The following is a 26646-nucleotide window of genomic DNA, read 5'->3' on the forward strand; positions in this document are numbered from 1 at the left end:
ATAAAAGCAGATTTCTTCATCATCAAAGGCTGCGTAAAATGCTTGGTTTCTTGTTCCGCTAGGAACATCTCGTTGGTGGAACACGGATGGGTGGATAAAAGCAGATTTCTTCATCATCAAAGGCTGCGTAAAATGCTTGGTTTCTTGTTCCGCTAGGAACATCTCGTTGGTAGTAGAAAACAATTCGTTGGTAGAAATAATTGTGTCAGAAAATGATTTCGTTCCGTAGGAACGTTTCGTGCTATTCCAATGGTTTGAATATAAATTGCTCATCCCAATCAATTTCAAATGCCACCAAAAACTTTCTGTATTCATCTAAAAATGTTTCTTTTCTATGGTGTATTTCCTGATTTTGAATATACCGAACCACAACATCTACCTGGCTTTTAGCATATGAAAATGCCCCATAACCTTCTTGCCATGCGAAATTGGCGCTACAGAGTTTTTCCGCTTTTATCCATTTACTGCTTTCTGTTTTTACATTTTGTACCAATGCGGCAATAGATTGGTTTGGTCGCATACCTATGAAAATATGAATATGGTCGGCTACACTGTTAATTTGTAGCATTTTGTGGTTATTGGCTTGAATAATACCAGTAATGTATTTGTGTAGTTTTTCTTTCCATTCATTACTAATTAATGCTTGTCTGTATTTTACAGCAAACACAAATTGTACGTGAATTTGGGTGTACGTATTTGGCATTATGAATTTTAATGGCAAATTAAATAAAAGCACGAAACGTTCCTAGCGGAACGACATTAAAATCATGATTTTTTCTACCAACGAGACGTTCCGAATGGAACGAATTGAATTTTTTTTACCAACGAAACGTTTTCTACCAACGAGATGTTCCCAACGGAACGAAAAAGGAGAAGATATATAGTGACTAAATGTTTGTAGCGGAACGGATTAAATAACCAATCTGAATAATTATTATTGACTATTCACCATTGCCAATTGACTAATTTACAAATCCCTCAAAGGATTTCTTCGTGCGGCGGTAATGTAGCGTTTCATGTTTAGCCAAAAAGCTAAAATCATGTACACAATAATGGGTGAACCAACGGTAAGGAAAGAAATATAGATAAACCACATTCGTATACGTGTGGTAGCAATACCTAGTTTTTCGCCCAAAGCTGAGCAAACCCCAAAGGCATGAACCTCAAAAAAAGCTCTAATCTTATCCATAAGTAGTACGTTTTTTCTGATTGATAGGGGTATTCAATCATGTGCAATTTATAAAATTTACTTTATAAACCTAAAACACATTTTAGTGGGGTTTTGTTTTACCTTAAATTCGCCACCAAATTTAAGACAGTCATTTGTATATAACGTTGCGTCCAACATCAATTTTTACAACTGCTGCCAATTAGCTTGAAAAAAGTTTCATTATGAATTATAAGGATTACATCAACGAGATTGAAGAAAGAAAATCGCAAGGGCTTCATCCTAAGCCAATTGATAGTGCAGAACTGATTAGTGATATTATTGAACAAATTAAAGATTTGGGCAACGAATACCGTGCTGATTCGCTTCAGTTTTTCATCTACAACACGTTGCCAGGAACTACCCCTGCTGCTGGTGTAAAAGCTAAGTTTTTAAAAGAAATTATTCTTGGTCAGTCAGTGGTTAAAGAAATTACTCCTGATTTCGCTTTCGAATTATTGTCGCACATGAAAGGTGGTCCTTCAATTGAAGTATTGCTAGACTTAGCCCTTGATAATGATGCTGCAATTGCAAAACAAGCTGGTGATGTATTAAAAACACAAGTGTACTTGTACGATGCAGATTTGAAACGCTTGAAAGATGCTTTTGAAAGTGGTAATGCTACTGCAAAAGGCATTCTTGAAAGTTATGCTAAAGCTGAGTTTTTCACAAAGCTGCCAGATGTACCTGAAGAAATTAAAGTAGTAACATTTATAGCTGGTGAAGGTGATATTTCTACCGATTTATTATCACCAGGTAACCAAGCACACTCACGTTCTGACCGTGAATTACATGGTAAATGCATGATTTCACCTGCTGCACAAGCTGAAATTGAAGCTTTGAAAGCCCAACATCCAGATGCATCTGTGATGTTAATTGCTGAAAAAGGTACCATGGGTGTTGGTTCTTCAAGAATGTCTGGCGTAAACAACGTGGCACTTTGGACAGGTAAACAAGCGAGCCCTTATGTACCTTTTGTAAACTTTGCACCAATTGTAGGTGGTACAAATGGTATTTCACCAATTTTCTTGACCACGGTTGATGTAACTGGTGGTATTGGTATTGACCTTAAAAACTGGGTTAAAAAAGTAGATGCTGATGGTAAAGTGGTACGTGATGAAAATAACGAACCGATACTTGAACATGTGTATTCAGTAGCTACAGGTACCGTATTAACCATTAATACAAAAACAAAAAAATTATATAACGGCGATAAAGAGTTGATTGATATTTCTAGATCATTCACACCTCAAAAAATGGAATTTATCAAAGCCGGTGGTTCTTATGCCATCGTATTTGGTAAGAAAATTCAAACCTTCGCTTCGCAAGTATTAGGTATTGCTATTGCACCTGTATTTGCACCTTCAAAAGAAGTGACAATTGAAGGGCAAGGTCTTACTGCTGTTGAGAAAATATTTAACAATAATGCTGTAGGTGTAGCACCTGGTAAAGTGTTGTATGCTGGTTCTGACGTTCGTGTATTGGTAAATATTGTTGGTTCTCAAGATACCACTGGTTTAATGACGGCTCAAGAATTGGAATCAATGGCTGCTACTACCATTTCTACCACAGTAGATGGTGCTTATCAGTCTGGTTGTCATACTGCTTCAGTTTGGGATAAAAAGGCGCAAGCCAATATTCCTAAGTTGATGAAATTCATGAATGAGTTTGGCTTAATTACAGGTCGTGACCCTAAAGGTGTTTACCACCCAATGACCGACGTTATTCATAAAGTATTGAATGATATTACAGTAGATGATTGGGCCATCATTATTGGTGGTGACTCACACACACGTATGTCTAAAGGTGTTGCTTTTGGTGCTGACTCAGGTACAGTTGCATTAGCGCTTGCTACAGGTGAAGCTTCAATGCCAATACCTGATTCTGTAAAAGTTACTTTTAAAGGTAGCATGAAAGAATACATGGATTTTCGTGATGTGGTGCATGCTACACAGGCTCAAATGCTACAACAGTTTGGTGGCGAAAATGTGTTTCAAGGTAGAGTGATTGAAGTGCACATTGGTACTTTAACTGCAGACCAAGCATTCACGTTTACCGACTGGACTGCTGAAATGAAAGCAAAAGCTTCTATCTGTATTTCTGAAGATGCAACTTTGATTGAGTCATTGGAAATTGCGAAAAGCAGAATCCAAATCATGATAGACAAAGGCATGGATAACAAAACCCAAGTGTTGCAAGGATTGATCGATAAAGCGAATAAAAGAATTGCAGAAATTCAATCTGGCGAAAAACCAGCTTTGAAACCTGATGCAAATGCCAAATATTACGCAGAGGTGGTTGTTGATTTAGACATTATTGCTGAGCCAATGATTGCTGACCCTGATGTAAACAATGCAGATGTTTCTAAAAGATATACCCACGATACAATCAGACCATTATCTTACTATGGTGGTGATAAAAAAGTAGACCTTGGTTTTGTTGGTTCTTGCATGGTACACAAAGGCGACATGAAAATTTTGGCTCAAATGCTTAAAAACATTGAAGCGCAAAATGGTAAAGTTGAATTTAAAGCTCCTTTGGTTGTTGCACCACCAACTTACAATATTGTTGATGAGTTAAAAGCTGAAGGTGATTGGGAAGTATTGAGAAAATACTCAGGTTTTGAGTTTGATGATAATGCACCAAAAGCAGCAGCACGTACTAGCTACGAAAAAATGTTGTACTTAGAGCGTCCTGGTTGTAACCTATGTATGGGTAACCAAGAGAAAGCCGCTAAAGGTGATACCGTTATGGCAACATCTACACGTTTGTTCCAAGGCCGTGTGGTTGAAGATGCTGAAGGTAAAAAAGGTGAATCGTTACTATCTTCTACACCTGTAGTGGTATTGTCTACTATTCTTGGTAGAACACCAACTATTGAAGAATACGTGAAGGCAGTTGATGGAATTAATTTAACCAAATTTGCGCCATCAAGTATTCAATTAGTGAAATAAATATTAGCACATAAATCACTTTATAGCCCCATTCTCTTAAAACAGAATGGGGCTATTTTTTTATCGGTTTTCGAATATTCTAAATCTATCTTAATCGAATACAATCGCTAACTTTAGCTTCTTTAATAAAAGCTCAAACTTTACGATATGGAAACAAAAAATACCGCTTTCGACATTGACATGATTAAGAAAGTGTACGCAGAAATGCCTGCAAAAGTTGATGCAGCACGTACAGCATTAGGTCGTCCGTTAACCTTATCAGGAAAAATTCTGTTTGCACACTTACACAGCGATATGAAGTTAGAAAACTTTGGTCGTGGTAAAAGCTATGTAGACTTTTCACCCGATAGAGTAGCCATGCAAGACGCTACGGCGCAAATGGCTTTGTTGCAATTTATGCAAGCAGGTCGGCCTAAAGTGGCAGTACCAAGTACAGTGCATTGCGACCATTTAATTATGGCAAAAGATGAAGCCAAACACGATCTTGCAGTAGCGAATACTGAAAGTAAAGAAGTGTATGATTTTTTAGCTTCTGTTTCAAACAAATATGGTTTAGGTTTTTGGAAACCCGGTGCAGGAATTATTCACCAAGTGGTACTTGAAAATTATGCTTTTCCTGGTGGTATGATGATTGGTACAGATAGCCATACCGTAAACGCTGGGGGGCTTGGTATGATTGCCATTGGTGTTGGTGGTGCAGATGCTTGCGATGTAATGGCAGGCTTACCGTGGGAACTAAAATGGCCTAAGCTAATTGGTGTAAAACTCACTGGTAAACTAAGTGGCTGGGCAGCCCCTAAAGATGTGATTTTAAAAGTAGCTGGTATTTTAACTGTAAAAGGTGGTACTGGTGCTATTGTTGAATATTTTGGTGAAGGTGCTACAAGCATGAGTTGTACTGGTAAAGGTACTATCTGTAACATGGGTGCTGAAATTGGTGCTACTACTTCAACCTTTGGCTATGATGAAAGCATGAGCAGGTATTTAGCCGCCACTGGCCGTGCAGAAATTGCTGCAATGGCTGATACGATTAAAGAATATTTGAATGGTGATGCAGAGTGTTATGCTAACCCTTCTCAATATTTTGATGAGGTGATTGAGATTAATTTAAGTGAATTAGAACCGCATTTAAATGGGCCATTTACGCCAGATTTAGCGACGCCAATTTCTAAAATGAAAGAAGCTGCTGCTGCAAACAATTGGCCTACAAAAATTGAAGTGGGTTTAATTGGTAGCTGTACCAATAGTAGTTATGAAGATATTTCTCGTGCTGTTTCTTTGGCAAAACAAGTAAATGAAAAAGGCTTAAAAGCAAAAGCTGAATACACCATTACACCTGGTAGCGAACAAGTGCGTTATACCATTGAGCGTGACGGATTTTTAGAAATCTTTGATAAAATGGGTGCTACCGTTTTTGCAAATGCTTGTGGGCCTTGTATAGGTATGTGGGCGAGAGTTGGTGCTGAAAAACAAGAGCGCAATACCATTGTTCATAGCTTCAATCGAAACTTTGCTAAGCGTGCAGATGGTAACCCAAATACTTTGGCATTTGTAGGAAGTCCTGAATTAGTAACGGCTTTGGCTATTGCAGGTGATTTAACATTTAACCCTATCACCGATTTTTTAACCAATGAAAAAGGTGAACTCGTTAAACTAGATGAACCAACAGGCATGGAATTACCGCCAAGAGGTTTTGCTGTTGAAGATGCAGGTTACCAAGCACCTGCTGAAGATGGTAGCAGTGTAGCAGTTGCGGTAGACCCTGCAAGCAAACGCTTACAATTATTAGCGCCATTTGCTGAGTGGGAAGGAACAGATTTAAAAAGCTTGAAATTATTAATTAAAGCGAAAGGTAAATGTACCACAGACCATATTTCTATGGCTGGTCCTTGGTTAAAATTCCGTGGTCATTTAGATAATATTAGTAACAATATGCTCATTGGTGCAGTGAATTATTTTAACGAGAAAACTGACAATGTAAAAAATCAACTAACAGGCGAATATGGCCCTGTACCTGCTACACAACGTGCTTATAAAGCCGCTGGTATTGGTAGTATTGTGGTAGGTGATGAAAACTATGGTGAAGGCAGTTCACGTGAACACGCCGCTATGGAACCACGTTTCTTAGGTGTTCGTGCAGTGTTAACTAAATCCTTTGCCCGTATTCACGAAACCAACTTGAAGAAACAAGGTATGCTGGCTTTAACTTTTGCCAATAAAGCCGATTACGATAAAATTCAAGAAGACGATACTATAGATATTATTGGCTTAACTGAATTTACACCAGGCAAGCCATTAACCCTTGTGTTTACACATGCAGATGGTAGCAAAGATGAAATTTTAGCGAACCACACTTACAATAATCAACAAATTGAATGGTTTAAAGCTGGCGCAGCGTTAAACATCATTCGTAGGCAAGTTGCTGGTAATTAAGCTGGTGATTTGTAAACAGAAGATCTAATCCCGTCCTTTAAGTGGCGGGATTTTTTATGTCACCAGCAGTCGTATTACTATTTAGCGTCTGTTGCGTCGCACACTTTTGCGTTCTTATCGCTGCGCAGCTTTTATCGTAGCATATAGGTTCACACAAAGCAACCAAAAGGCAAAGGGCACAAAGGCTTTGTTTTCTTTCTTACTTTATCCTGACCTTACGGTAAGCCGTCAAATCACTTTGCTAGGCTATAGTAAATGAGATAATGTTTATTTTTAAGAAAAAAGCATCTGTAGCAATAAAAACTTCACGCCATTGTATCAGTACAACGAGTAGAAAATAGTCGGCAACCTGTTGTACAGGTACAATTGCTTGCCGCAAACTGCGGCGAGCCGTCGAATAGGTACAACAGCTTCCTGCAACTTGCGGCAGCCTTTTGTATAGGTACAATTGTTTGCTGCAAACTGCGGCAGCTTGTTGTACAGGTACAATTGCTTCGTGCAAACTGCGGCAAGCTGTTGTATAGGTACAATGGGTAGCTGAAAATGGGAAAATGTAGTTTTTTGAGAAAATTGGATGAATGATATTGGATTTTATTTGTGTGTGATTTTGTGATAACTGCATTTTCTCTTTTATAACATTCCTTGTCACACAAACCCATTAGCTTCACGCCATGTTTTACAAAATACTAACCGTTGCAGCGCTAGCAACATTTGAGATTTACGCAGCTATACCTACGGGTTTTTTAATGGGTTTATCGCCTTGGGTAATCTTTTTTGCTAGCTTAACGGGTGGTATTGTTGGGGTGTTTGTTGCCGCATTTTTGGGTGAAAAAATTGAAGCATTTATTGGCAAATATCGTAAACCTAAGCTGGTAGTAAAAGAGAAAAAGCCAAACCTCGCTCACAAGCTTATGGAAAAATATGGCGTTATTGGTTTGGGGTTTTTGGGCACTGTTACAGTGGGCGCACCAGTAAGCATTGCCGTTGGTGTTGGGTTTAATGTTCCCATGCATAAATTAGCCATGTGGTGTTGTATTGGTGTTTTAACCCGTTGTGCAGTATTTACAACCATTGGACATTTTGGTATTCAGTTGTTTTAAATAAATTTTTTAAAGTGGCCTGTTAAGCAGAAATTGCCATTTTCAAATTACCCCCAAATCAATAACCTCATGCGTCAATTTATTGTAGCAGCTTTTATAGTAATCGCTTCAAGTATCTCATTATCTGCCCAAACAAAAATTACCCCCGATGAAGCGGCAAAGCACATAGGCGATAGTGTAACGGTTTGTGGTAAAATATTTGGCGGTAGATATTTTGACCGTGGTGAGAACAAAATCACCTTGTTAAATATGGGGGCTGCTTATCCACAATCGCCTTTAACCATTGTAATAGAGCCAGATAATAGAAAGAATTTTACCAACAAGCCTGAAGAATTTTACGCCGACAAAGAAGTGTGTGTAACAGGTGTGGTAAAAGAATACAAAGGCAAGCCACAAATAATTATTGCCAAAGAAGCTGAAATTGTAGTGAAACCTTAGTTATAAGCGTACTATTTTAAAAATTGGTATGGGTGTTTTAAATTGTTGGTTTACATCCGATTGTTTGTAAATTGTTTTTGCAACATCCATTCCTTTTACCACTCTACCAAAGGCAGCAAAGCCTAGTTTATCGGCCATATTTTCACCGCCATAGTCAAGGCCAGGCTCGTCATCCATACAAATGAAAAACTCAGTAGTCGCACTACCGGGCTCGTTTCTAGCCATCGAGATTACACCTGTTTTGTGCAAAATGCCAGTTTGCAATGTGGTTTCGTGTGGTGTACCTTTTAAGCTTCTTGCCTTATCATTATTAGTTTTCCAAAGGCCACCTTGTATCAATTCTGTTTTAGGTGCATCAGATGGTTGGTTGGTGATATTCAGTACACGATAAAAATTACTGTTGTCATAAAAACCACTATCTACATAAGCCAAAAAAGCACTTGCTGTTTTAGGGGCATTTTTGTCAAATAATTCTAGTTCTATATCGCCATAAGAAGTTTCTATTACTACATGCGGATTGTCATATACCTTTTTGCTTTTGCAAGCAAAACCGCAACAAATTAAAATGATAAGAATGGCTATTTGTTTCATACTGTGTGCAAAATAGTATTTAAACTAGTTGCTACAAAAGCTGACGAAAAACATGTAGCAGAAAACTTGAGTTGTATATATTTACATAACCATTAACTGTTACAATTACCTAGCATGCAGAACATCTATTTACACCACAATCACCAAGAAAAGCATTTAAAAAGCTCAGAACTATTGACTGATATTGTAATAGGTATGAGCGATGGTTTAACGGTGCCATTTGCCTTGGCAGCAGGGTTAAGTGGTGCAGTAAGTAATACCAGCTTAATAGTGGTGGCAGGTATTTCAGAAATTGCAGCAGGTTCTATTGCTATGGGTTTAGGTGGTTATTTAGCAGGCAAAACAGAGCAAGACCATTACAATAGCGAGCTAAAAGTTGAATACGACGAAATAGAAACCAAAACAGAAGTTGAAAAAGAAGAGGTACGTATCTTTTTTAGAGATTGGGGTTTTAGTAAAGAATTGCAGGATAAAGCGGTAGAAGAAATTTGTAAAGACAAAGATCGCTGGGTAGAGTTTATGATGAAACACGAGCTTGGGTTGGATAAACCAGACCCTAAACGTGCTACCAAGAGTGCTTTCAATATTGGCTTGTCGTATGTGTTGGGTGGTTTAATACCGTTAAGTCCTTACTTCTTTATTGATAATTCGGTAGATGCTTTAAAAGTATCTGTATTAGTTACGTTGGTGTGTTTGTTTGTGTTTGGCTATTTTAAAAGTAAAATGACAGGTGTAAATCCTTTGCTAGGCGGGCTTAAAGTAATGATGATAGGCGCTGCTGCTGCGGCTGCTGCATTTGGTATTGCTAAAGCGATTGATGGGAAGTAAAGATGCATTTTAAACAGACTTATAAACGAGTGATATGGGATTATTTAATGGGAAATCAAAAAAATGGGAAAGAATTGAATTCGATGAATCTGTTCTTGAAAATCTTACAATAAGAGAAAAAGCAGAAAGAGAAACAAATAGAGATTTGCATAAACCATTAGAACAGTTGGTATGTGATGTTCATGAAGAAACACATAATCCAAATAGAACCGCTCTAGAAAATATCGCAGGTGCACAAAAAAGAATGGTATCGATGATGGCAAGAATGTCAATCGCTAATGATAAAATGTCCAAACATATAGTGAACTTAACTTGGGCTGTAACGATTATGACATTTATTATAATGATGCTTACATTCTGGATGATTTTGAAATAAGGGTATTAAATAAAAAACCCTCCAAGAAATTGTTTCTTGGAGGGTTTCGATATTCAGAAATCATCTTACGCATTAATAATCTGCACAAATTCATCTACAATGAGCGATGCGCCACCAACTAGGCCGCCATCAACATCGGGCTGAGAAAATAACTCAACGGCATTGTTAGCTTTTACGCTACCACCGTATAAAATTGAAATATTGTTGGCTACATCTGCACCGTATTTGGCAGCAAAATGTGAGCGGATAAAGGCGTGCATTTCTTGTGCTTGTGCGCTGCTAGCGGTTTTGCCAGTACCAATAGCCCAAATTGGTTCGTAAGCAATCACTACTTTTTGTATCGCCTCTGCTGATAAATGGAACAAACTTTCGGTTAATTGCGTAGCCACATAAGCGTTTTGTGTATCGGCCTCACGAATATCTAAAGGCTCGCCACAACAGAAAATAGGTATGATGTTGTATTCTAAAGCGATGTTCGTTTTATCAGCTAAAAAAGCGTTTGATTCACCGAAGTATTCACGTCTTTCTGAGTGGCCAAGAACCACGTAGTTGATGCCGATTGACTGTAACATTTCTACTGAAATTTCGCCAGTGTAAGCACCGCTTTTTTTGCTGTAAATGTTTTGTGCAGCTACTTGTAAGAAAGGATTGCCAGCCAATTTTTTCTTAGCCATCATTAAGTAAGGTGCAGGTACTGCGAATATGGCTAGTCTGTTTTCGTTTACGTTTAATGTTGCCGATGCAAAAGCATCTAGTAAAGTGTTTGCTTGTTCTAAAGTGCCATTCATTTTCCAGTTGGCTGCTGCAATTTGTTTACGCATGGGTAAGTTTTGAAGTTTAAAGTTTGGTGTTTGTAGTTTTATGTTTTAACACATAGTCACAGAAGGCTCATAGTTTTTATGTAGTTATTCTATGTGACTAGATGTCTATGTGGTTAATGCTTTGAGGCTTCAAAGATATGTTTCAGTATGCCAATTTCAGCATCGGTTAGGCTTTGATGCTTCATTTGTTTCCAATTATTAATGTCTATATAGGCTTTTTCTAAATCGTATTCTGCTAAAGTACCCCAAGTGAAATTTGGTATTTTGGTTGGTAATAATCCTGCGCCAAATACATTGCAACACACACCAATAAACGATCCTGTATTGATAGATGAATTGATGGCAACACGACTATAATCACCCATTAATACGCCACATTTTTGCCCACCCGATACAAAAGTATTAGCGCCAGCGTTCCAAATTTTTACGTCGCCACCAGTATTTTTTACATTGCTATTGCTGCTGCCTGCGCCAAAATTGCACCATTCGCCAATTACACTATCGCCTAAATAGCCATCGTGTGCTTTGTTGCTATGCCCTTGAAATACCACGTTTTTAATTTCGCCACCAACCACGCAATTAGGGCCAATAATGGTAGCACCGTAAAATTTGCTACCCATTTTTACCAAACTATTGTTGCCAATTACCAAAGGCCCACGTAACATAGAACCTTCCATTATTACTGCGTCTTTAGCAATATAAATAGGGCCAGTAGAAGCATTGAGCGTACAGAAATCGAGTGTTATATTATCTTCAAGGAAAATGTCTTGTGCATTAATTACTTGATTGGTATGGTTAATTGGCTGCGATGTTTTGTTCTTTGTTAAATGGGCAAAATCTTCACGAATCATTTTGTCGTTCCAGTGAAATAATTGCTGCGGATATTTGATGCATTCAACATCTAGCACGTCATAAATATTCTGAAACCATTGCAGGCTCTCTTTTGGGTTGAATGTATGTGATGGTTCGGTACTTCTGCCAGCAATTAAACCACAATTATTAGCTAAAGCTTCACCCATTTGTAACGATAAAATTCTGTCAAGCAAATGGTCTGTCAACATGATGGATGCATCTACCCAAATATGGTCGCCTTCTTCAATTGAAGAATAAAGAGGCTGTAAATATTGGTCGGTATGAATGAACACTTGTTGCTTGGTTCGCAAAGCCCATCTTTCTGCAATGGTTACTATGCCAAAACGCAATGCTGCAATGGCTTTGGTGGCTGTAAGTGGTTGTAAATAGTTGCGTTGTGCGTTATCAAACAAAACGATAGCCATAGTAAAGAATTGGCTACAAACTTACGGCAAGAAGCCCCAGCCCTAAAGGGAGTTTTTAAAATCAATTTTCATTAATTAAACCACAGCGCAAAGAAGGAAGGAAGAATGAGAAAATACTTACCTCTATTGCTCTTTGGTTTATATTGTTGTCATTATTGTTTCAATGTTTTAGGAAATAAAAATATTAGTAAGCAAATTGGACAAATACTGTAGATGTTTACCAATAATGTAAAATCTGTTCTTATCCTATCAATCAGTGTCATCCGTGTTCCTATCCTTTCCCTAACTTGCAGTTTCTAAAATTTACATGTTATGAACTTTGGAACATTTGCATACCCATTACCACCTAACGAACCTGTATTACAATATGGCGCTGGTAGCCCTGAAAAAGCAGCCTTGAAAGCCACTTTAAAAGAGTTGAAGAAAAAGCAAATTGATGTGCCAATGTACATTGGTAATAAGGCGGTAAAAACTGCCAACAAAGTAGCCATGCATCCACCGCATGAAAAAGCTTTTACGCTTGGTTATTTTAATATGGGCGAAGAAAAACACGTTACACAAGCCATAGCTGCAGCACTTGCTGCTAAAGAAGCTTGGGCCAATATGAGTTGGGAAGCAAGAGCGCATATCTTCTTAAAAGCGGCCGATTTATTGGCTACAAAATATCGCTATCATATTAATGCTGCTACCATGCTTGGGCAAAGTAAAAATGCCTACCAAGCAGAGATAGATGCGGCTTGCGAATTGATTGACTTTTTACGTTTTAATGTACACTACTTAAGCGAGATTTATAAGCAACAACCTGTGTCTTCACCAGGTATGCATAACCGCCTAGAGTGGCGACCTTTAGAAGGTTTTGTGCTAGCTATTACGCCATTCAACTTTACGGCTATTGGTGCCAACCTACCTGCTAGTGCTGCCATGTGTGGCAATACAGTGGTATGGAAACCTGCCGATACGCAAGTCTATTCAGCACAGATGTTTATGAAAGTGATGAAAGAAGCTGGCTTGCCTGATGGTGTTATCAACATGATTTATGTAGATGGCCCAACACTTGGTAAAGTTTGTTTCTCGCACCCTGATTTGGCTGGTGTACACTTTACAGGTAGCACCGCTGTGTTTAATACCATTTGGCAATCTATAGGAACCAATATTGCAAAGTTTAAAACCTACCCACGCATTGTAGGTGAAACTGGCGGTAAAGATTTTATTATGGTGCATAAAAGTGCCGATGTAGATGTGGCTGTTACGGCTTTGGCTCGTGGGGCTTTTGAGTTTCAAGGGCAAAAATGTAGCGCTTGTTCTAGGGCTTATATACCTAGCAATTTGGCCTATGCCATTAAAGAGAAATTAGTAGCTGCTTTAGCTAGTATGAAAATGGGTAGCGTAGAAGATTTTAGCAATTTTATTACAGCTGTAATTGATGAGCGTAGCTTTAAGAAAATTACCAAATACATAGACGAAGCTAAGAAGGATAAAAAGGTGAAAATTATTGCTGGTGGTAATTACGATAAATCTGTTGGGTATTTTGTAGAACCTACCGTAATTGAAACCAAAGACCCTAAATACTTAACCATGTGCGAGGAAATATTTGGGCCAGTATTAACCATTTATGTATACGATGCTGACAAATACGAAGAAACCCTAGCGGTGGTTGATAGCACATCTGCCTATGCGTTAACTGGTGCTATTATTGCGCAAGACCGTTATGCGATAGAAGTTGCCACCAATACTTTGCGCAATGCGGCTGGTAATTTTTATGTAAATGATAAATGTACAGGTGCAGTAGTTGGTCAGCAGCCATTTGGCGGTGCAAGGGGTAGTGGTACTAATGATAAAGCTGGTAGCCAACTTAACTTATACCGTTGGTTAAGTGCAAGAACCATTAAAGAAGTATTTGTACCACCAACCGATTACAGATATCCATTTGTGATGGAAGCATAAATGTGTGTTATTGAATTAGATAGATAAGAAAAGGTGGTTAAGCAAATCAATGCTTAACCACCTTTTTTAATAATGATATCTGCAAGAAAGTATTTCAATGCTTGTATCTTTTATTTGATACACTAATCGATGCTCTTGATTAATTCTGCGATTCCATTTGCCTTTCAAGTCGTGTTTTAATGGTTCTGGTTTACCAGTACCTACAAATGGTGTTGCTGCAATTTCTGTAATAAGTGCTACTATTTTTGAGAGCATTTTAGTATCAGTTTGTTTCCACTCGTTTAGCTGTGTAAGTGCAAGTGGACTCAATGTTACGGCTCTCATTATCTACCATATTTTTTTCTTGTAACTCATTTACCGAGAAAGTAATGCCTTTGCCCTCTTCTAAATCTTTAGCGGCTTGCATTAAATAGGTTTTGTTATTTGGCGAGGCTAATAAGTATTCGGTTTCATCTACCGCTTCCGAAACAACAATATCAATCGTTTTATCTTTAAATGCCAGCTTTATAGAATTTAGTAATTCTATTGATAGCTCATTTACGTTTAAGTGGTAAGTTGTTGTCATACATCAAAGTTATTAGTAAAGGTAAATTTAGAAAAATTTCTTTTGCTTGTTTGTGTTTTTGTATTTTAGGGAGATGAAAATAAAAACATGGTTATGGCAAGCACCACTTGGGTTAATACTAGTAGGTGCAGGATTAAGTATGGCAATAGATGCAGGTAGCCAAAAAGCCAATGGGCAGGCTTGGTTTTGGTATGGTACTTTAGCGTTGGTTCTATTTAATGCAGGGCTTTGCGTATTTGGTGGCGCTATTATAAAGCGGGTAAAAGATGAGATGAAAGAAAAATAGCTCTTGCAAGCGAATTGTAAAGGCTATTTATTATAAAATATTTTATAAGTAGCATTCCTTAGTTTTTTGTGTAGATTTATATAATTTAAACAATGGTTCTTTACTAAGAACCCTATGAAATATTAAGTTATGGAAACGATAAAAGCGATATTTAAATTTATTGATACGATAGACGTCACAATTGAACAATTCGAAGAAGATTGTTGCTTTGAAGCCGGTACATTAAAAGTCGCAGAGGAAAAACAAATTTCACTACCAAAAGCAATAACAAGAAAAATTGCAGGGAAATATGGTTCTAGAATGGCTGAATTGGGGTTCTATATTATTGATGGAGAAGCTTTTGGAAAGGAAACGGATATTATTATGATGGAAGATATAGGAAGAACTTTTTTGAAATAATGTTCTATCAAACTTATTCTACTTTGTAATGGCTTATTTTTTTATTGTTCTAAGATATAAATAAGTCTGAATAATTAATCTTTGCTCCCTTTGCCTTCTTTGTTTCTTTGTGTGAAATACCTACGCTTCAATAAAAGCTCAATAGAATTGTAACCGATGCGAGGTGCGACGCATATGCAGCATCATAGTAGTACAAAAGCCGGCAACTTAATAAAACAAAAGCCCCGCATCGTAATGATGCAGGGCTTTCTAATGTTTTAGTTTGCGTTAGATGCTTCCTTCGTCAGCATGACAAAATGAGACTAAGCTAATTTTGCTTGTAAAGCTGTGTCTAAAGCATCTAAGAATTCTTCTGTGTATAGGTAATGCTCACCATGATTTACTTTGTTGCCGTAAATACATACTGCTAAATCTTTGGTCATTTTACCGCTTTCTACCACTTCTACGCACACTTTTTCTAGTGCATGGCAAAAGTTGATTAACTCTTGGTTGCCATCTAATTTACCACGGAATTCTAAACCTCTCGTCCAAGCGAAAATTGATGCGATTGGATTGGTAGACGTTGGTTTGCCTTTTTGGTGTTCGCGGTAGTGACGTGTAACGGTACCATGTGCTGCTTCTGCTTCCATTACAGTACCATCTGGCGTTACAAGGGTAGAAGTCATTAAACCTAAAGAACCGAAACCTTGAGCTACGGTATCGCTTTGTACGTCACCATCGTAGTTTTTACAAGCCCATACAAAGTTGCCGTTCCATTTAAGGGCACTAGCCACCATGTCGTCAATTAAGCGGTGCTCGTAAGTAATACCAGCTTCAGCGTATTTGGCTTTAAACTCGTTTTGGTACACTTCTTCAAAAATATCTTTAAAACGACCATCGTATTTTTTAAGGATGGTATTTTTTGTAGACAAGTATAAAGGCCATTTTTTAGCCAATGCTTGGTTGAAACAAGCACGTGCAAAGCCATAGATACTTTCGTCGGTATTGTACATGGTTAATGCTACACCATTGCCTTTAAAGTTGAATACTTCGTACTCTTGTACAGTACCATCTTCACCTTCAAATTTAACAGTTAGTTTGCCTTTGCCTTTGGTTACAAAGTCAGTAGCACGGTATTGGTCACCAAAAGCGTGACGACCGATACAGATAGGGGCGGTCCAATTTGGTACTAGGCGTGGTACATTGCTACAAACAATTGGCTCACGAAATACAGTACCATCAAGGATGTTACGAATAGTACCGTTTGGCGATTTCCACATTTGTTTTAGCTTAAACTCTTCTACACGTTGCTCGTCTGGCGTAATGGTAGCACATTTAATACCAACACCATATTGTTTAATAGCATTTGCAGCATCGATAGTTACTTGGTCGTTGGTTTCGTCACGGTATTCCATGCCTAGATCGTAGTATTTAATATCCAATTCTAGGTAAGGAAGAATTAATTTGTCTTTAATAAATTTCCAGATAATTCTGGTCATTTCGTCGCCATCTAATTCCACTACCGGATTGGCAACCTTGATTTTTTGTGGCATGTTATTACGTTTACAAATTTTTAATAAGGGTTACAAATGTAATGGAATACTATTTTCGTAGAACACAAACTATTGTGCAATTATTAACGTATAGTGTAGTTGTCTTGGCAACAATTAAATACTTAGTTAATGAGTATTTGAATAATGCCTTTAGTAATTTTAATTATTTTCACGCTAAAATTGTACAATGCCAGTTATTTCTATGTTTTATGGCCTAATTGTAAGTATGTATTATTTAGATACAAAGCAGCACAATCTGCCTCACATTCATGTTAAATATGGTGAGATGGAAGGTGTTTACCAAATTCCTGAGGGGATTTTACTTACTGGAAATTTGCCTTTAGCAAAAGAAAAACTAGTACAAGCCTGGATTGAAATTCACAAGGAAGATTTACTTGCCGATTGGCAACTGGCGGTTACTGGTAATACTATTTTTAGAATTGACCCATTAAAATAGAGCTATGAATCCTCGAGCAAAAGCGGTTATTTATGAAACACCTTTCAAATTAATTGTGACATTTCAAAACGATGAAATGCGAGAGTTTGATATGCAACCTTATTTGCATTATCCAGTATACCAACATTTACAAGATGAAGTATTATGCCGCCAAGTAAGTGTTATAAACGGCATTATTGTTTGGGATGAAGAAACGGATATAGATCCAGATAGATTATATACAGATAGCAAAAGCTTGTCTATAGTTTCATAATTACTTAGCTGTCGTTTTGTTGTTTATACAAACTATTGTGCAATTATTAACGTATATAATGGTATGCGAAAACTGATACCATATCAAGCTGTACAACTGTTATTATTGTTAATGATAATTGGCACAAGTAGCTGTACTAAAAAAGTAATTATGATGGAAACACCAACTGTAACGCCTGTTACACCTATACCAATACCTGCTACATCTGTTTACAAATCGTACTTGGCTTTGGGTGATTCTTATACTATAGGTCAATCGGTTGATAGTGTAGATAGATTTCCTGCGCAAACCGCAGCCATATTAAAACAGCAAAATGTCAATATTGTACCGCTGCAATATATTGCTACTACAGGATGGACAACCACGAATCTTGCAACTGCTATTACAAGTGTTAACCCCAAAGGTCCATTTGATGTGGTGACGTTATTAATTGGTGTGAATGACCAATATCAAAACAGAAATATTAATGACTATGCAGGCCGTTTTTTACAGTTGTTACAAACGGCTATTCAGCTTTCAGGCAATAAGCCCAATCATGTATTTGTGCTAAGTATTCCTGACTATGGCGTAACGCCTTTTGGTGGCAATAATCCAACCATTAGCCAGCAAATAGATGCTTACAATGCCATAAACAAGCAAGTAACACAAAGTATTCAAGGTGTAAATTATATTGATATTACACCTGCATCAAGATTGGCAGCCGCATATAAAAGCTTAATAGCGATAGATGGCTTGCACCCAAGTGGTAAGCAATACAAATTATGGGCAGACTTGCTAGCACCACAAATGGCAGCTGTGTTGAAGTAACTACATCTTAAATACTGCATCATCAATGCCTTTGTTGATGATGTAATTAGAGTAAGTAATTTCTACTCTGCCTTTTTTGTTGCGCAGTTTTTCTGCTTCGGTTTCTGGCTTTTTATTGTCATCAAATTCTAGTGTGATGCCTTTTGGTAGCTTGTAATCTTTGGTGTTGAAACTAAACACTACTTTATCTGGTAGGCTGTAGTTAGCAAACTTTCCGTAAGTCATTTCTATATCGTAAGTACCATTTTCTTTGGTAGTAGTTACAGCTTTGCGAATGAGTAAATTGACTTCATCAATGTATAAAGTGGTCAATACAATATCGCTGTTATCGCTGCTAGGTAACAATTTTACTATTTTCACTTTGATGCCGTTTAACACAGATTCACCAGCAGCAATAGCCACAAAATCTTTACCGCTAATAAGTGAATTCATGTTTACTGAAACACCTCCTTTTGGTAATAAAGAAATGCCGCCATCTTTTTTCAAACGAAATTTGTTAGGCTTTTTAAAATACACTTTTACCCTACCTAACGGTGCTTTTATAAAAGCTACATCAGTTTTCATTTTGCCATCTGCTTCATAATCGTTTACTGCATCAAGCTTGGCTTTTACTTTATTTATTAGTGCTGTAACATCTTGTGCACCTACTGTGGTGTGTAATGCAAAAAATATGATAAAGGTGAGTAGTTGTTTCATGTGTTGATGGTTTAATTGCTGAATAGAGTTGTCATTCTGAGGAACGAAGAAGATGCCTATATTTGGTTAGTTGCTTCGTGCCTCAGCATGACATTTAACTTAAAATGTCTTTCTTTTTAAAAATGAGGATGGCTGCTGTAACAAAACCTACGATGTGAATTAGCAGTACCAAAATTGAGTTGATGATTTTCTCTGGCCTTAGTACCGAGCCAATAATAGACTCGTTGGTATCAGTGACTTTCATGTCAAAAAACTCTTTCCAATCGTTCATGTGTGTGGTGAACAAAAATGGCTTGATGGCATTGAAAATAGGAATGTTGAGTGTACTTAAAATGGTGAAAAATATAATCACACTCATGGTTGCAACAATTGGCCCTATTGAGTTTTCGGCAAAAACTGACAATAAAAAACCAAGTGCTGCCACAGTAAGCATGGCTACTGCTGCAAAGCCAAATGCGCCCACATAACGCCAGAAAATATCACCATTTTTTAGTAGTACTACGTAGCTACTTTTCATTAAAAACAGGTCGTCTGTGCCAAAAATTAACATGCTGCCAAACAAGGCTAAAATGGCTAGCCAAACTAGTAACATCATGGTATACACTGCTGCTGCTGCAAACTTTGCGAGCATAAACTGTGTGCGACTAATAGGCTTTGTGAGCATGATGCGCAATGTGCCCATGTTAGCCTCGCCACTAATCATATCGGCTGCAATTAAGGCGATTAATAGCGGTACGTGTACCAGCAATAGTTGCAACATAATGTAGCAAACCAAGTAGCCGTTTAAGATGTTACCATCAATAGTTATTGACGATGACAAGTCACGCATCATAAACTCAGCATAGGTTTTACCATCCATTTTTAACCCTAATTGTATGATGGTAATTAATGCAGTAATTGCTGCAAATGCAATGTATGTGCGTGGCCTACGAAAGATTTTGTATAACTCAATTTGTATAAGCTTGTACATGTTGGTTGGTGCTAGTAATTTGTAAAAAATAGTCTTCTAAACTGTGGCGCGGCTGTAGCGAAATCACTTCAATATTCAAGTTCACTAAATCTTTGTGTAATTGAGGAATGACTTGCCTATTGAGCTTTAGAAAAATGTTGTTGTTACGTGATGCTTGTACATGTTGTTGCCAATTGCTTTGTGCTAATTGTTGCAGTGCCAATGCGTTATCTGTAGTAGTAATTTCAACGATAGTTTGTGCAGGGTCAAACAATTCATTGGCATTACCCTCTATTAGCTTTTTGCCTTTGTCAATAATTAAAACACGAGTTGCTACTTGTTCAATTTCATTTAGTAAATGTGATGATACCACAACCGTCTTTTTCATGTCTCTACTTAGGTGTAGAATCAGGTTTCTAATATCAGCAATACCTTGCGGGTCAAGACCATTGGTAGGCTCGTCAAGCACTATTAATTGAGGGTTGTGTATTAAAGCTATGCCAATGCCAAGTCTTTGTTTCATACCTTGCGAGAAGGTTTTAACTGTGTCTTTGGCACGTGTTGCTAGCCCTACCATTTCTAGCTGATCCATAATGAGCTTATCTGTTACTTTCACGCCACTCAGTTTTGCAAATAGCTTGATGTTTTCGTAAGCTGATAGATATTTATAAACATCAGGCTTTTCAATGACTGCGCCTACTTGGCGCAATATCTCGTTGCGATGTGTTTTTAATGGCAAGCCAAATAATTCAATATCACCTGATGTAGGTTCTATCAACGTCATTAACATACGAATGGTAGTGCTTTTACCAGCACCATTTTGCCCTAAAAAACCATACACATCACCTTGATTGACGGTAAAAGAAAGGTCGCTGACGGCTTTGAAATCTTTGAATTGCTTAGATAGATGGGAAACTTTTATAACCGGTTGCATAGTGCTATAACAATGAATTGTAAAAGTAGTTGTGTATTGGTGATTAATAATTAACCGCTGATTAATTATGATTGATTGATGTGCTATGATATTAAAAGATTAACATTTTGAAATCAATACATGATTTGTTGAATTCTAGTCATCATGGCAAATCATTGACCATCATTATTCATCAGCGGTTAACACTTTCCTTATCGCTTCTGCCTTTAACAAACATTCTTCATATTCTTGTTCAGCAATGCTGTTAAACGTAATGCCACCGCCTACTTGGTACGATAAATATTGGCTTGAAGCATTGTACAAAATACTTCTGATGATCACATTAAAATCGAAGTCTTTGTTTGGGGTAATGTAACCAACTGCACCTGAATACAGCCCTCTACTGCTTGGTTCGTATTGGTTGATTAATTGCATCACTTTTTGTTTGGGTGCGCCTGTCATGCTGCCCATAGGAAAAGTGGCTTGTAAAATATCTGCAAGGCCTGTTGTGCTATCGATTTCACCAACAATGGTAGAAATCATTTGATGTACTTGTGGGTAAGTGTAAATGCCAAATAATTCTTCTACCTGTACACTACCTTCTTTACAAATGCGACTTAAATCGTTACGTACCAAATCTACCACCATTACATTTTCTGTGCGGTCTTTATGGCTAGTAAATAACTGTTGCTTAAGTGCATTATCTGCTTCAGTATTTTTTAGATTTCTTTTAAAAGTACCTTTTATAGGCTGAGAAATTAGTCGATTTCTTTGCTTTTTTAAATAACGTTCAGGGCTTGCGCACAGCAAATACTTATCGTTTAGCTTGTAATAGCTGGCAAAAGGATTAGGCGAAATCGCTGTTAGTTGTTGGTAAATGGCAAGCGGTTCTATGATTGCATTTTCTACATAAAATTCTTGACAGTAGTTGATTTCATAGCAATCACCACGTAAAATATGTTGCTGAAGATTTTGGATAGTTTGCAAGTAATCTGCTTTGCTCACACGTGCTTGTATGGCTAGTTCTTGGTTCTGTGTTTTTTGTTCTGTGGTTTGTGTTGCTGCTATTTCTTTAAAAATAGAAAGCGGTGTTTTCGTTAAACTTTCAATCTTTAATTCAGTTGCAGATAGTTGGAGCACTATTTCTGGTTGGTAGAAATAAATTGGCTGAAAGCCAATGTTATCATGCTTTTGCTGCCCTAATAATTGCTGTAAAACGCTGTGATAATCGTAGCTAATATGCCCAAATAACCAATCGTTGGTTTGGTGTAAAAAACTGGCTAATGCACTTTGATGATTGCTAGTAGGCGAGAAGCGAGTTACTTCACCTACGGCCACCAAACATTCTACGCTATGGTGTAGCGATGTGTATTGGTGATTGTCTAAAAAAGAACAGCTATTGTATTGGTTAGCCCAATGCAATAGCTGTTGCTTTGTTGTAGAAAAATCGTGTATTAAAAATGTGTCTATAGCTCTTTGCACAAATAAATGGGTGCGTTTAGTAACGATGATTAAAAGTCATCATCTTCATCGTCGAAACCTCCGCCTTTGGTATCAAACAAATCAAACTCTTTAAAGTCTTCATCCAACTTAAAGTCTTCATCATCGTCTTTTGCTTTTTTACCACCAGCTGCTGGTTTTTTAGCGGCACCACCTTTAGACTTTGGAATATCAAATTCATCAAAATCTGGATCCCAATCATCATCATCACTTTTGTTCCAATCGTCTTCTTTTTCTTCTACATCGTCATCATCGTCGTCATCATCATCACTTTTTTTAGACGAAGCTTTAGCACCCTTTTTTGCTGGTTTTACATCTTCATCATCAAAATCGTCGTCATCATCTTCATCGTCTTCTAATTGTTTTTTACTTTTTGATGATGCTTTAGGTGTAGTACTTGCTACTGGTGTCTTCTTTGCTGTGGATTTTGCATCCTTATCAGATTTAATTGCCATGTTCTAATAAGATTTTATAGAGTAAATTTTCAACTGAAATTTTAATTAACCAAATATATTTTTGTCATTCTGACGAAGGAAGAATCTCATCGGTTTGATTAGATTCTTCCTTCCTCTACATGACAATTTAATTACAATGCTACAATTTGCTCTCTACCAGGGCCATTACTCACATACTTAACAGGTGCACCTACATAACTGTTTATAAAACTAATGTAGCTAGACATGTTTTGAGGCAAATTTGCTGCTTCTTTAATAGATGATGTATCGCAATGCCAGCCTGCATGAGATTCCAATACTGGATCTATTTTAACCTTAGATATTGCGAATGGCACTTCTTGCGTTTGCTTACCATCAATAGTGTAAGCTGTGCAAGCTTGTAGTTCTTCAAAACTATCTAAAATGTCCGCTTTAGTCATGATGATTTTGGTAACACCATTAATCATGCAAGTATATTTTAAAGCTACTAAATCTATCCAGCCACATCTACGTGGGCGGCCTGTTGTAGCACCAAATTCGCTACCTAGTTTGCGTAATTCTTCGCCTTTTTCATCAAATAATTCTGTAGGAAAAGGGCCACTACCAACTCTTGTACAGTAAGCTTTGGTTACACCTAATACTTCGTTAATTTTTTTAGGCGATACACCTAAACCTGTACAAACACCTGCTGAAATAGTATTTGAAGAAGTTACAAATGGGAAAGTTCCAAAATCAATATCTAGCATACTGCCTTGTGCACCTTCGGCTAGTACTTTTTTACCAGCTGTAATTTGATTGTTAATGAAGTATTCGCTGTTAACAACGTTCAACGTTCTTAAAAACTCTAGCGCTTCAAAAAATTCATCTTCCCAGGTAGAAATATCTTCAATAAAATGAAAATTATCTAGTAGTTTTTGGTGTTTTAAACGCAGTTTTATGTACTGAGAAGTAAAACTTTTATCTAACAAATCGCCTACACGAATGGCATTACGACCTGTTTTATCCATATAAGCAGGGCCAATACCTTTTAACGTAGAACCAATTTTGCTATCGCCTTTAGATAACTCACTTGCTTTATCTAAAGCACGGTGCGTAGGCACAATAATATTGGTACGTTCGCTTATAAAAAGGTTCTTTTTTACATCTATACCAAAAGAAGCCACCACATCGCACTCACGTTTAAGTGTTACTGGGTCTAGTACCACACCACCACCAATAATATTAGTAGTATTTTGGTGAAAAATACCAGAAGGAATTTGGTGTAGCACCACTTTTTTATCGCCTACGTACAATGTGTGTCCAGCATTTGGGCCACCCTGAAAACGTGCAACTACATCGTAGTTAGGAGCAAAAAAGTCAACTATTTTACCTTTTCCTTCATCACCCCATTGCAAACCAAGAATTACATCAACCATAATTTGTTATTGAGCCGCAAATGTAAGTGTTGGGTTTTTGTAATTGCGTTTGATGTAGGCATTTTATTTTTTTACAAAAGTTTTCACCATTGGTAAAAAAAATCCTTGAAAGTAGTAAATGGCTTTCAAGGATTTAGTAAGTGTAGTTATCGTGTATTTAGTACATTATTTCTTCCAGCCCCAATCTCTATACACACCTGCATAGGTATCTGGGTAATTAGCTTTTAATAGCAGTAATAATGCTACAGATACTTTGTTTAATTGCTTTCTTAGTTCATTTTTTGTAGCCACATTGGTACTTACTGTGCCATCAGTTGCGTTAGCTGCATCTAGCGTGGTTTTGTATTCGGCAGTAATGCTGGTCCAAAATGTTTTGCCATATTCTTCATTATCAAATCCATCGGCAGCAATAGCAGTAAGCATTAGTGCAAATGCTGCAAGGCGCTCGTTGTGGTCTCTAGGTAGTTGGTATACATTGGCTTGCTTGGTAATGCCATAACGGCTAAACTGTGGTATGGCATTGGCTTTTTTAAACTTCTTTTGTATGTACACTTTTACTTCTGTAACCGCTTCATCTACTTTTTTGTCTAGTGTGCGTAAGGCTTTAGTAATTGCAGGGCGGTTACTACCTGTGCTATTACGAGTGGTTAATGCCGTGCGGTAGGCTTGCACATTGGTAGCAAAACTAGCTTGCGTTACCCAAAGCAAGGTAAGTGTAGGGTTTAGTGCCCATTTGGCTGCTACGGCTTCCATAGTTGCTAAAAAATCGATGTCTTTTTTAGGAATGTTGGTGGCAGATGTACCTGAAGTTGTAGGTGTACCGCCAGTTGATGGTGTAGCATCGGGGCTAAATAGTTTTACAGTTTTCATACAATACAATTTTTGTGGTTAATTGATGCTTGAATGTACGAATAATATAGTATGTGTAAATGCGCATGTTCTATATTTTTTAATACATTAACATTTATAAACGCAACACCTATCTTGTAATGTAATTACAATGATAATGTGGCAGCCACAGTGCTTTGATAATGGCATTACAAATGGTTTGTTAATGCAACGCAGCTGTAACAATTCAATTAAGAATACCGTGGTGAGGCAAAAGAGGGCTTGTATTGGAATTATGAGGGTAGGGTTGAGTAGATTGTACTATCGGTAAAATGGAAAGACTGGTTTATTATTCGTGTTTGAGAGACATCAATTGATTGCGAAAAGATTATTTCATTCACATAAAATAATCTAAGTGCCACCCCTAAAAACTTTTTTAAGTATTTTATCAAGATTGTGAAAAATGGGCAGCTTCTCATGCCAAGAATAATAAATTGGTTCTATTTTTAAGTCACGTAGTTTTCCTAGTACGGAGTCATTTAATAGGTCTGGTAGAACAATAAATAATCCTGGCTCAGTAAGTGTCTCTATGTTTATGCTGTACATTAATAATTGACCGACTGCTGCATAAATACTTTGAGAATTAATGCTAGTTTTTATTTCGAAAATACACTTTAAGTTATTTGTTCCATCACGTATTATCAAGTCCCTATTGCCATCATTACCAATCAAATGTCCCATTTTCGACAACTCATTTGCTAACTCATTAACGACTAAGCCATGTGTGCGTTCAATGATTGTTTTTGTTTTTTTCTCAACTACGCTTGTCCCAAAATGCTCAAGCTTAAATTGGAATGTACGTTCAGTAACTATTGTTTGGTCAACTTTTTTAGGAACAATTTTTAAAATTACGATTTTGCTTTCAGGTGATAAACTTGATACTCTAACTTCTACGACATCCCCTTTTTTTGAATTGCCATATTCTAAAATTTCTCCCGCATCTACAAGACGTATAAATGCTTTCATTGTACTATTGAAAATAGTAGCAAACAGTCCAAATTCGTTCTTACCAGTAACACAAGCCATTGTTGTTGCATTAGCCTCTTTAATTTCTGTAAGTAGTCTAAATTCTGGCTTTAGAACTCTATCCTTAAGTGTTGCAAAAATTTGTGTCGGCTTTTTTATATTGTGTATTTCGAATAGGACAAGAGTATTAATTCTGTCATCATAAATTATATCCAAATCGGTTTCCCATTCACTTATTGCAAGAGGAATAAAAATATAGGTTTCTAAATGCTTAACAAAGTATTTATTTTCTACTTTTTTTAAATATCCTTTTAGGGTATTGAATTCTATAGCTTCATTAATTATTTTATCTCTTCTAGTATTTTGAATGAATCTTAAATCGTAGGCTTTGTTGGAGCCATCGGTATATTTTTTGACTTTAAATTCTACTTCATCGCCTGCTCTGAATTTATGAGCTTCGTTTAACTCTTTTTTATTCCTGTAAATAGTTGTGTCAATAAAAAAGAAAAATGATCCATGTGATGGGGTTTCTATGTATCCGTAACTCTTTTCTACGTCAAACCTATTAATGAAGCCCTTAAAAGTCTGTGTGTAATCTATTTCCATGAGATGCTTAA

At 37.2% G+C, this 26646-nt stretch carries 30 protein-coding genes; 12 read left to right on the forward strand and 18 right to left on the reverse strand.

Going from position 1 to position 26646, the window contains the following annotated elements; genetic code table 11:
• The 3 genes from ACT9TX_RS03765 to ACT9TX_RS03775 form a co-directional block, all read right to left on the reverse strand.
• A partial coding sequence (locus ACT9TX_RS03765; RefSeq protein ID WP_481337008.1) for a hypothetical protein occupies positions 1 to 273 on the reverse strand: 273 nt, incomplete at its 3' end.
• A complete protein-coding gene (gene tnpA, locus ACT9TX_RS03770) occupies positions 242 to 703 on the reverse strand; it encodes an IS200/IS605 family transposase (RefSeq protein ID WP_481336873.1) in 462 nt (153 codons plus the stop codon). The genes ACT9TX_RS03765 and tnpA, both read right to left, overlap by 32 nt.
• Before the next feature lie 264 nt (positions 704 to 967).
• The gene (locus ACT9TX_RS03775) at positions 968 to 1189 is read right to left on the reverse strand and encodes a PspC domain-containing protein (RefSeq protein ID WP_481336874.1); all 222 of its coding nucleotides are present in this window, start codon (positions 1187 to 1189) and stop codon (positions 968 to 970) included.
• 203 nt (positions 1190 to 1392) lie between these two features.
• Between ACT9TX_RS03775 and ACT9TX_RS03780 the strand changes: the two genes are divergently transcribed.
• Complete coding sequence (locus ACT9TX_RS03780; RefSeq protein ID WP_481336875.1) at positions 1393 to 4161, forward strand: bifunctional aconitate hydratase 2/2-methylisocitrate dehydratase; 2769 nt, start codon at positions 1393 to 1395, stop codon at positions 4159 to 4161.
• A 147-nt stretch (positions 4162 to 4308) separates the two neighbouring features.
• Entirely contained in the window at positions 4309 to 6594 is a 2286-nt protein-coding gene (locus ACT9TX_RS03785; RefSeq protein ID WP_481336876.1) for an aconitate hydratase, read from the forward strand.
• A gap of 241 nt (positions 6595 to 6835) precedes the next feature.
• Here the strand turns inward: ACT9TX_RS03785 and ACT9TX_RS03790 are convergent, their stop codons facing one another.
• Positions 6836 to 7216 carry a hypothetical protein gene (locus tag ACT9TX_RS03790; RefSeq protein WP_481336877.1) on the reverse strand — a complete coding sequence of 127 codons (381 nt, stop codon included), beginning with the start codon at positions 7214 to 7216 and terminating at the stop codon, positions 6836 to 6838.
• 49 nt (positions 7217 to 7265) lie between these two features.
• Between ACT9TX_RS03790 and ACT9TX_RS03795 the strand changes: the two genes are divergently transcribed.
• On the forward strand, positions 7266 to 7694 hold the full coding sequence (locus tag ACT9TX_RS03795; RefSeq protein WP_481336878.1) for a small multi-drug export protein: 429 nt from the start codon (positions 7266 to 7268) through the stop codon (positions 7692 to 7694).
• A 69-nt stretch (positions 7695 to 7763) separates the two neighbouring features.
• Positions 7764 to 8132, forward strand: coding sequence for a hypothetical protein (locus tag ACT9TX_RS03800; RefSeq protein ID WP_481336879.1), 369 nt, complete (start codon positions 7764 to 7766; stop codon positions 8130 to 8132).
• Here ACT9TX_RS03800 and ACT9TX_RS03805 read toward each other — a convergent pair whose 3' ends face one another.
• Positions 8133 to 8723, reverse strand: coding sequence for a peptidylprolyl isomerase (locus ACT9TX_RS03805; protein ID WP_481336880.1), 591 nt, complete (start codon positions 8721 to 8723; stop codon positions 8133 to 8135).
• A 114-nt stretch (positions 8724 to 8837) separates the two neighbouring features.
• On the opposite strand from ACT9TX_RS03805, the gene ACT9TX_RS03810 reads away from it, so the two are divergent.
• Complete coding sequence (locus ACT9TX_RS03810; protein ID WP_481336881.1) at positions 8838 to 9551, forward strand: VIT1/CCC1 transporter family protein; 714 nt, start codon at positions 8838 to 8840, stop codon at positions 9549 to 9551.
• Positions 9552 to 9585: 34 nt separating this feature from the next.
• Positions 9586 to 9927, forward strand: a complete 342-nt coding sequence (locus tag ACT9TX_RS03815) for a hypothetical protein (protein ID WP_481336882.1) — start codon at positions 9586 to 9588, stop codon at positions 9925 to 9927.
• A gap of 65 nt (positions 9928 to 9992) precedes the next feature.
• Here the strand turns inward: ACT9TX_RS03815 and tpiA are convergent, their stop codons facing one another.
• Both tpiA and ACT9TX_RS03825 read right to left on the reverse strand, forming a co-directional pair.
• On the reverse strand, positions 9993 to 10748 hold the full coding sequence (gene tpiA, locus ACT9TX_RS03820; protein ID WP_481336883.1) for a triose-phosphate isomerase: 756 nt from the start codon (positions 10746 to 10748) through the stop codon (positions 9993 to 9995).
• A 113-nt stretch (positions 10749 to 10861) separates the two neighbouring features.
• The gene (locus tag ACT9TX_RS03825; RefSeq protein WP_481336884.1) at positions 10862 to 12025 is read right to left on the reverse strand and encodes a putative sugar nucleotidyl transferase; all 1164 of its coding nucleotides are present in this window, start codon (positions 12023 to 12025) and stop codon (positions 10862 to 10864) included.
• A gap of 312 nt (positions 12026 to 12337) precedes the next feature.
• Here ACT9TX_RS03825 and pruA point away from each other — a divergent pair, with 312 nt between their 5' ends.
• Positions 12338 to 13969, forward strand: a complete 1632-nt coding sequence (gene pruA / locus ACT9TX_RS03830; protein WP_481336885.1) for an L-glutamate gamma-semialdehyde dehydrogenase — start codon at positions 12338 to 12340, stop codon at positions 13967 to 13969.
• A 66-nt stretch (positions 13970 to 14035) separates the two neighbouring features.
• On the opposite strand, the gene ACT9TX_RS03835 is transcribed toward pruA, so the two are convergent.
• Both ACT9TX_RS03835 and ACT9TX_RS03840 read right to left on the reverse strand, forming a co-directional pair.
• Positions 14036 to 14224, reverse strand: coding sequence for a Txe/YoeB family addiction module toxin (locus ACT9TX_RS03835; RefSeq protein ID WP_481336886.1), 189 nt, complete (start codon positions 14222 to 14224; stop codon positions 14036 to 14038).
• 7 nt (positions 14225 to 14231) lie between these two features.
• Positions 14232 to 14534, reverse strand: coding sequence for a type II toxin-antitoxin system Phd/YefM family antitoxin (locus ACT9TX_RS03840; protein WP_481336887.1), 303 nt, complete (start codon positions 14532 to 14534; stop codon positions 14232 to 14234).
• A gap of 73 nt (positions 14535 to 14607) precedes the next feature.
• Between ACT9TX_RS03840 and ACT9TX_RS03845 the strand changes: the two genes are divergently transcribed.
• A complete protein-coding gene (locus ACT9TX_RS03845) occupies positions 14608 to 14820 on the forward strand; it encodes a hypothetical protein (protein ID WP_481336888.1) in 213 nt (70 codons plus the stop codon).
• A 129-nt stretch (positions 14821 to 14949) separates the two neighbouring features.
• A complete protein-coding gene (locus ACT9TX_RS03850) occupies positions 14950 to 15219 on the forward strand; it encodes a hypothetical protein (protein ID WP_481336889.1) in 270 nt (89 codons plus the stop codon).
• A gap of 302 nt (positions 15220 to 15521) precedes the next feature.
• On the opposite strand, the gene ACT9TX_RS03855 is transcribed toward ACT9TX_RS03850, so the two are convergent.
• The gene (locus ACT9TX_RS03855; RefSeq protein WP_481336890.1) at positions 15522 to 16751 is read right to left on the reverse strand and encodes an NADP-dependent isocitrate dehydrogenase; all 1230 of its coding nucleotides are present in this window, start codon (positions 16749 to 16751) and stop codon (positions 15522 to 15524) included.
• Between the two features lie 187 nt (positions 16752 to 16938).
• Between ACT9TX_RS03855 and ACT9TX_RS03860 the strand changes: the two genes are divergently transcribed.
• From ACT9TX_RS03860 to ACT9TX_RS03870, 3 genes are all read left to right on the forward strand, one after another.
• Positions 16939 to 17208, forward strand: coding sequence for a DUF4160 domain-containing protein (locus tag ACT9TX_RS03860; RefSeq protein WP_481336891.1), 270 nt, complete (start codon positions 16939 to 16941; stop codon positions 17206 to 17208).
• A gap of 4 nt (positions 17209 to 17212) precedes the next feature.
• Positions 17213 to 17461 carry a DUF2442 domain-containing protein gene (locus ACT9TX_RS03865; RefSeq protein ID WP_481336892.1) on the forward strand — a complete coding sequence of 83 codons (249 nt, stop codon included), beginning with the start codon at positions 17213 to 17215 and terminating at the stop codon, positions 17459 to 17461.
• A gap of 63 nt (positions 17462 to 17524) precedes the next feature.
• A complete protein-coding gene (locus ACT9TX_RS03870; RefSeq protein WP_481336893.1) occupies positions 17525 to 18268 on the forward strand; it encodes an SGNH/GDSL hydrolase family protein in 744 nt (247 codons plus the stop codon).
• On the opposite strand, the gene ACT9TX_RS03875 is transcribed toward ACT9TX_RS03870, so the two are convergent.
• From ACT9TX_RS03875 to ACT9TX_RS03910, 8 genes are all read right to left on the reverse strand, one after another.
• Positions 18269 to 18964, reverse strand: coding sequence for a LolA family protein (locus tag ACT9TX_RS03875; protein ID WP_481336894.1), 696 nt, complete (start codon positions 18962 to 18964; stop codon positions 18269 to 18271).
• Positions 18965 to 19058: 94 nt separating this feature from the next.
• Complete coding sequence (locus tag ACT9TX_RS03880) at positions 19059 to 19934, reverse strand: ABC transporter permease (protein ID WP_481336895.1); 876 nt, start codon at positions 19932 to 19934, stop codon at positions 19059 to 19061.
• The gene (locus tag ACT9TX_RS03885) at positions 19912 to 20847 is read right to left on the reverse strand and encodes an ABC transporter ATP-binding protein (RefSeq protein ID WP_481336896.1); all 936 of its coding nucleotides are present in this window, start codon (positions 20845 to 20847) and stop codon (positions 19912 to 19914) included. Before ACT9TX_RS03885 ends, ACT9TX_RS03880 begins: the two co-directional genes overlap by 23 nt.
• Before the next feature lie 165 nt (positions 20848 to 21012).
• Positions 21013 to 22308: an anthranilate synthase component I family protein gene (locus tag ACT9TX_RS03890; RefSeq protein WP_481336897.1), complete on the reverse strand. Its 1296-nt coding sequence runs from the start codon at positions 22306 to 22308 to the stop codon at positions 21013 to 21015.
• Between the two features lie 29 nt (positions 22309 to 22337).
• On the reverse strand, positions 22338 to 22781 hold the full coding sequence (locus ACT9TX_RS03895; protein WP_481336898.1) for a hypothetical protein: 444 nt from the start codon (positions 22779 to 22781) through the stop codon (positions 22338 to 22340).
• Positions 22782 to 22912: 131 nt separating this feature from the next.
• The gene (locus ACT9TX_RS03900) at positions 22913 to 24175 is read right to left on the reverse strand and encodes an adenylosuccinate synthase (protein WP_481336899.1); all 1263 of its coding nucleotides are present in this window, start codon (positions 24173 to 24175) and stop codon (positions 22913 to 22915) included.
• 165 nt (positions 24176 to 24340) lie between these two features.
• Positions 24341 to 25045, reverse strand: coding sequence for a hypothetical protein (locus ACT9TX_RS03905; protein WP_481336900.1), 705 nt, complete (start codon positions 25043 to 25045; stop codon positions 24341 to 24343).
• A 369-nt stretch (positions 25046 to 25414) separates the two neighbouring features.
• Positions 25415 to 26635, reverse strand: coding sequence for a hypothetical protein (locus ACT9TX_RS03910; RefSeq protein ID WP_481336901.1), 1221 nt, complete (start codon positions 26633 to 26635; stop codon positions 25415 to 25417).
• Positions 26636 to 26646: the final 11 nt, after the last annotated feature.

The sequence above is a fragment of the Parasediminibacterium sp. HNIBRBA5674 genome (genome assembly GCF_056745525.1).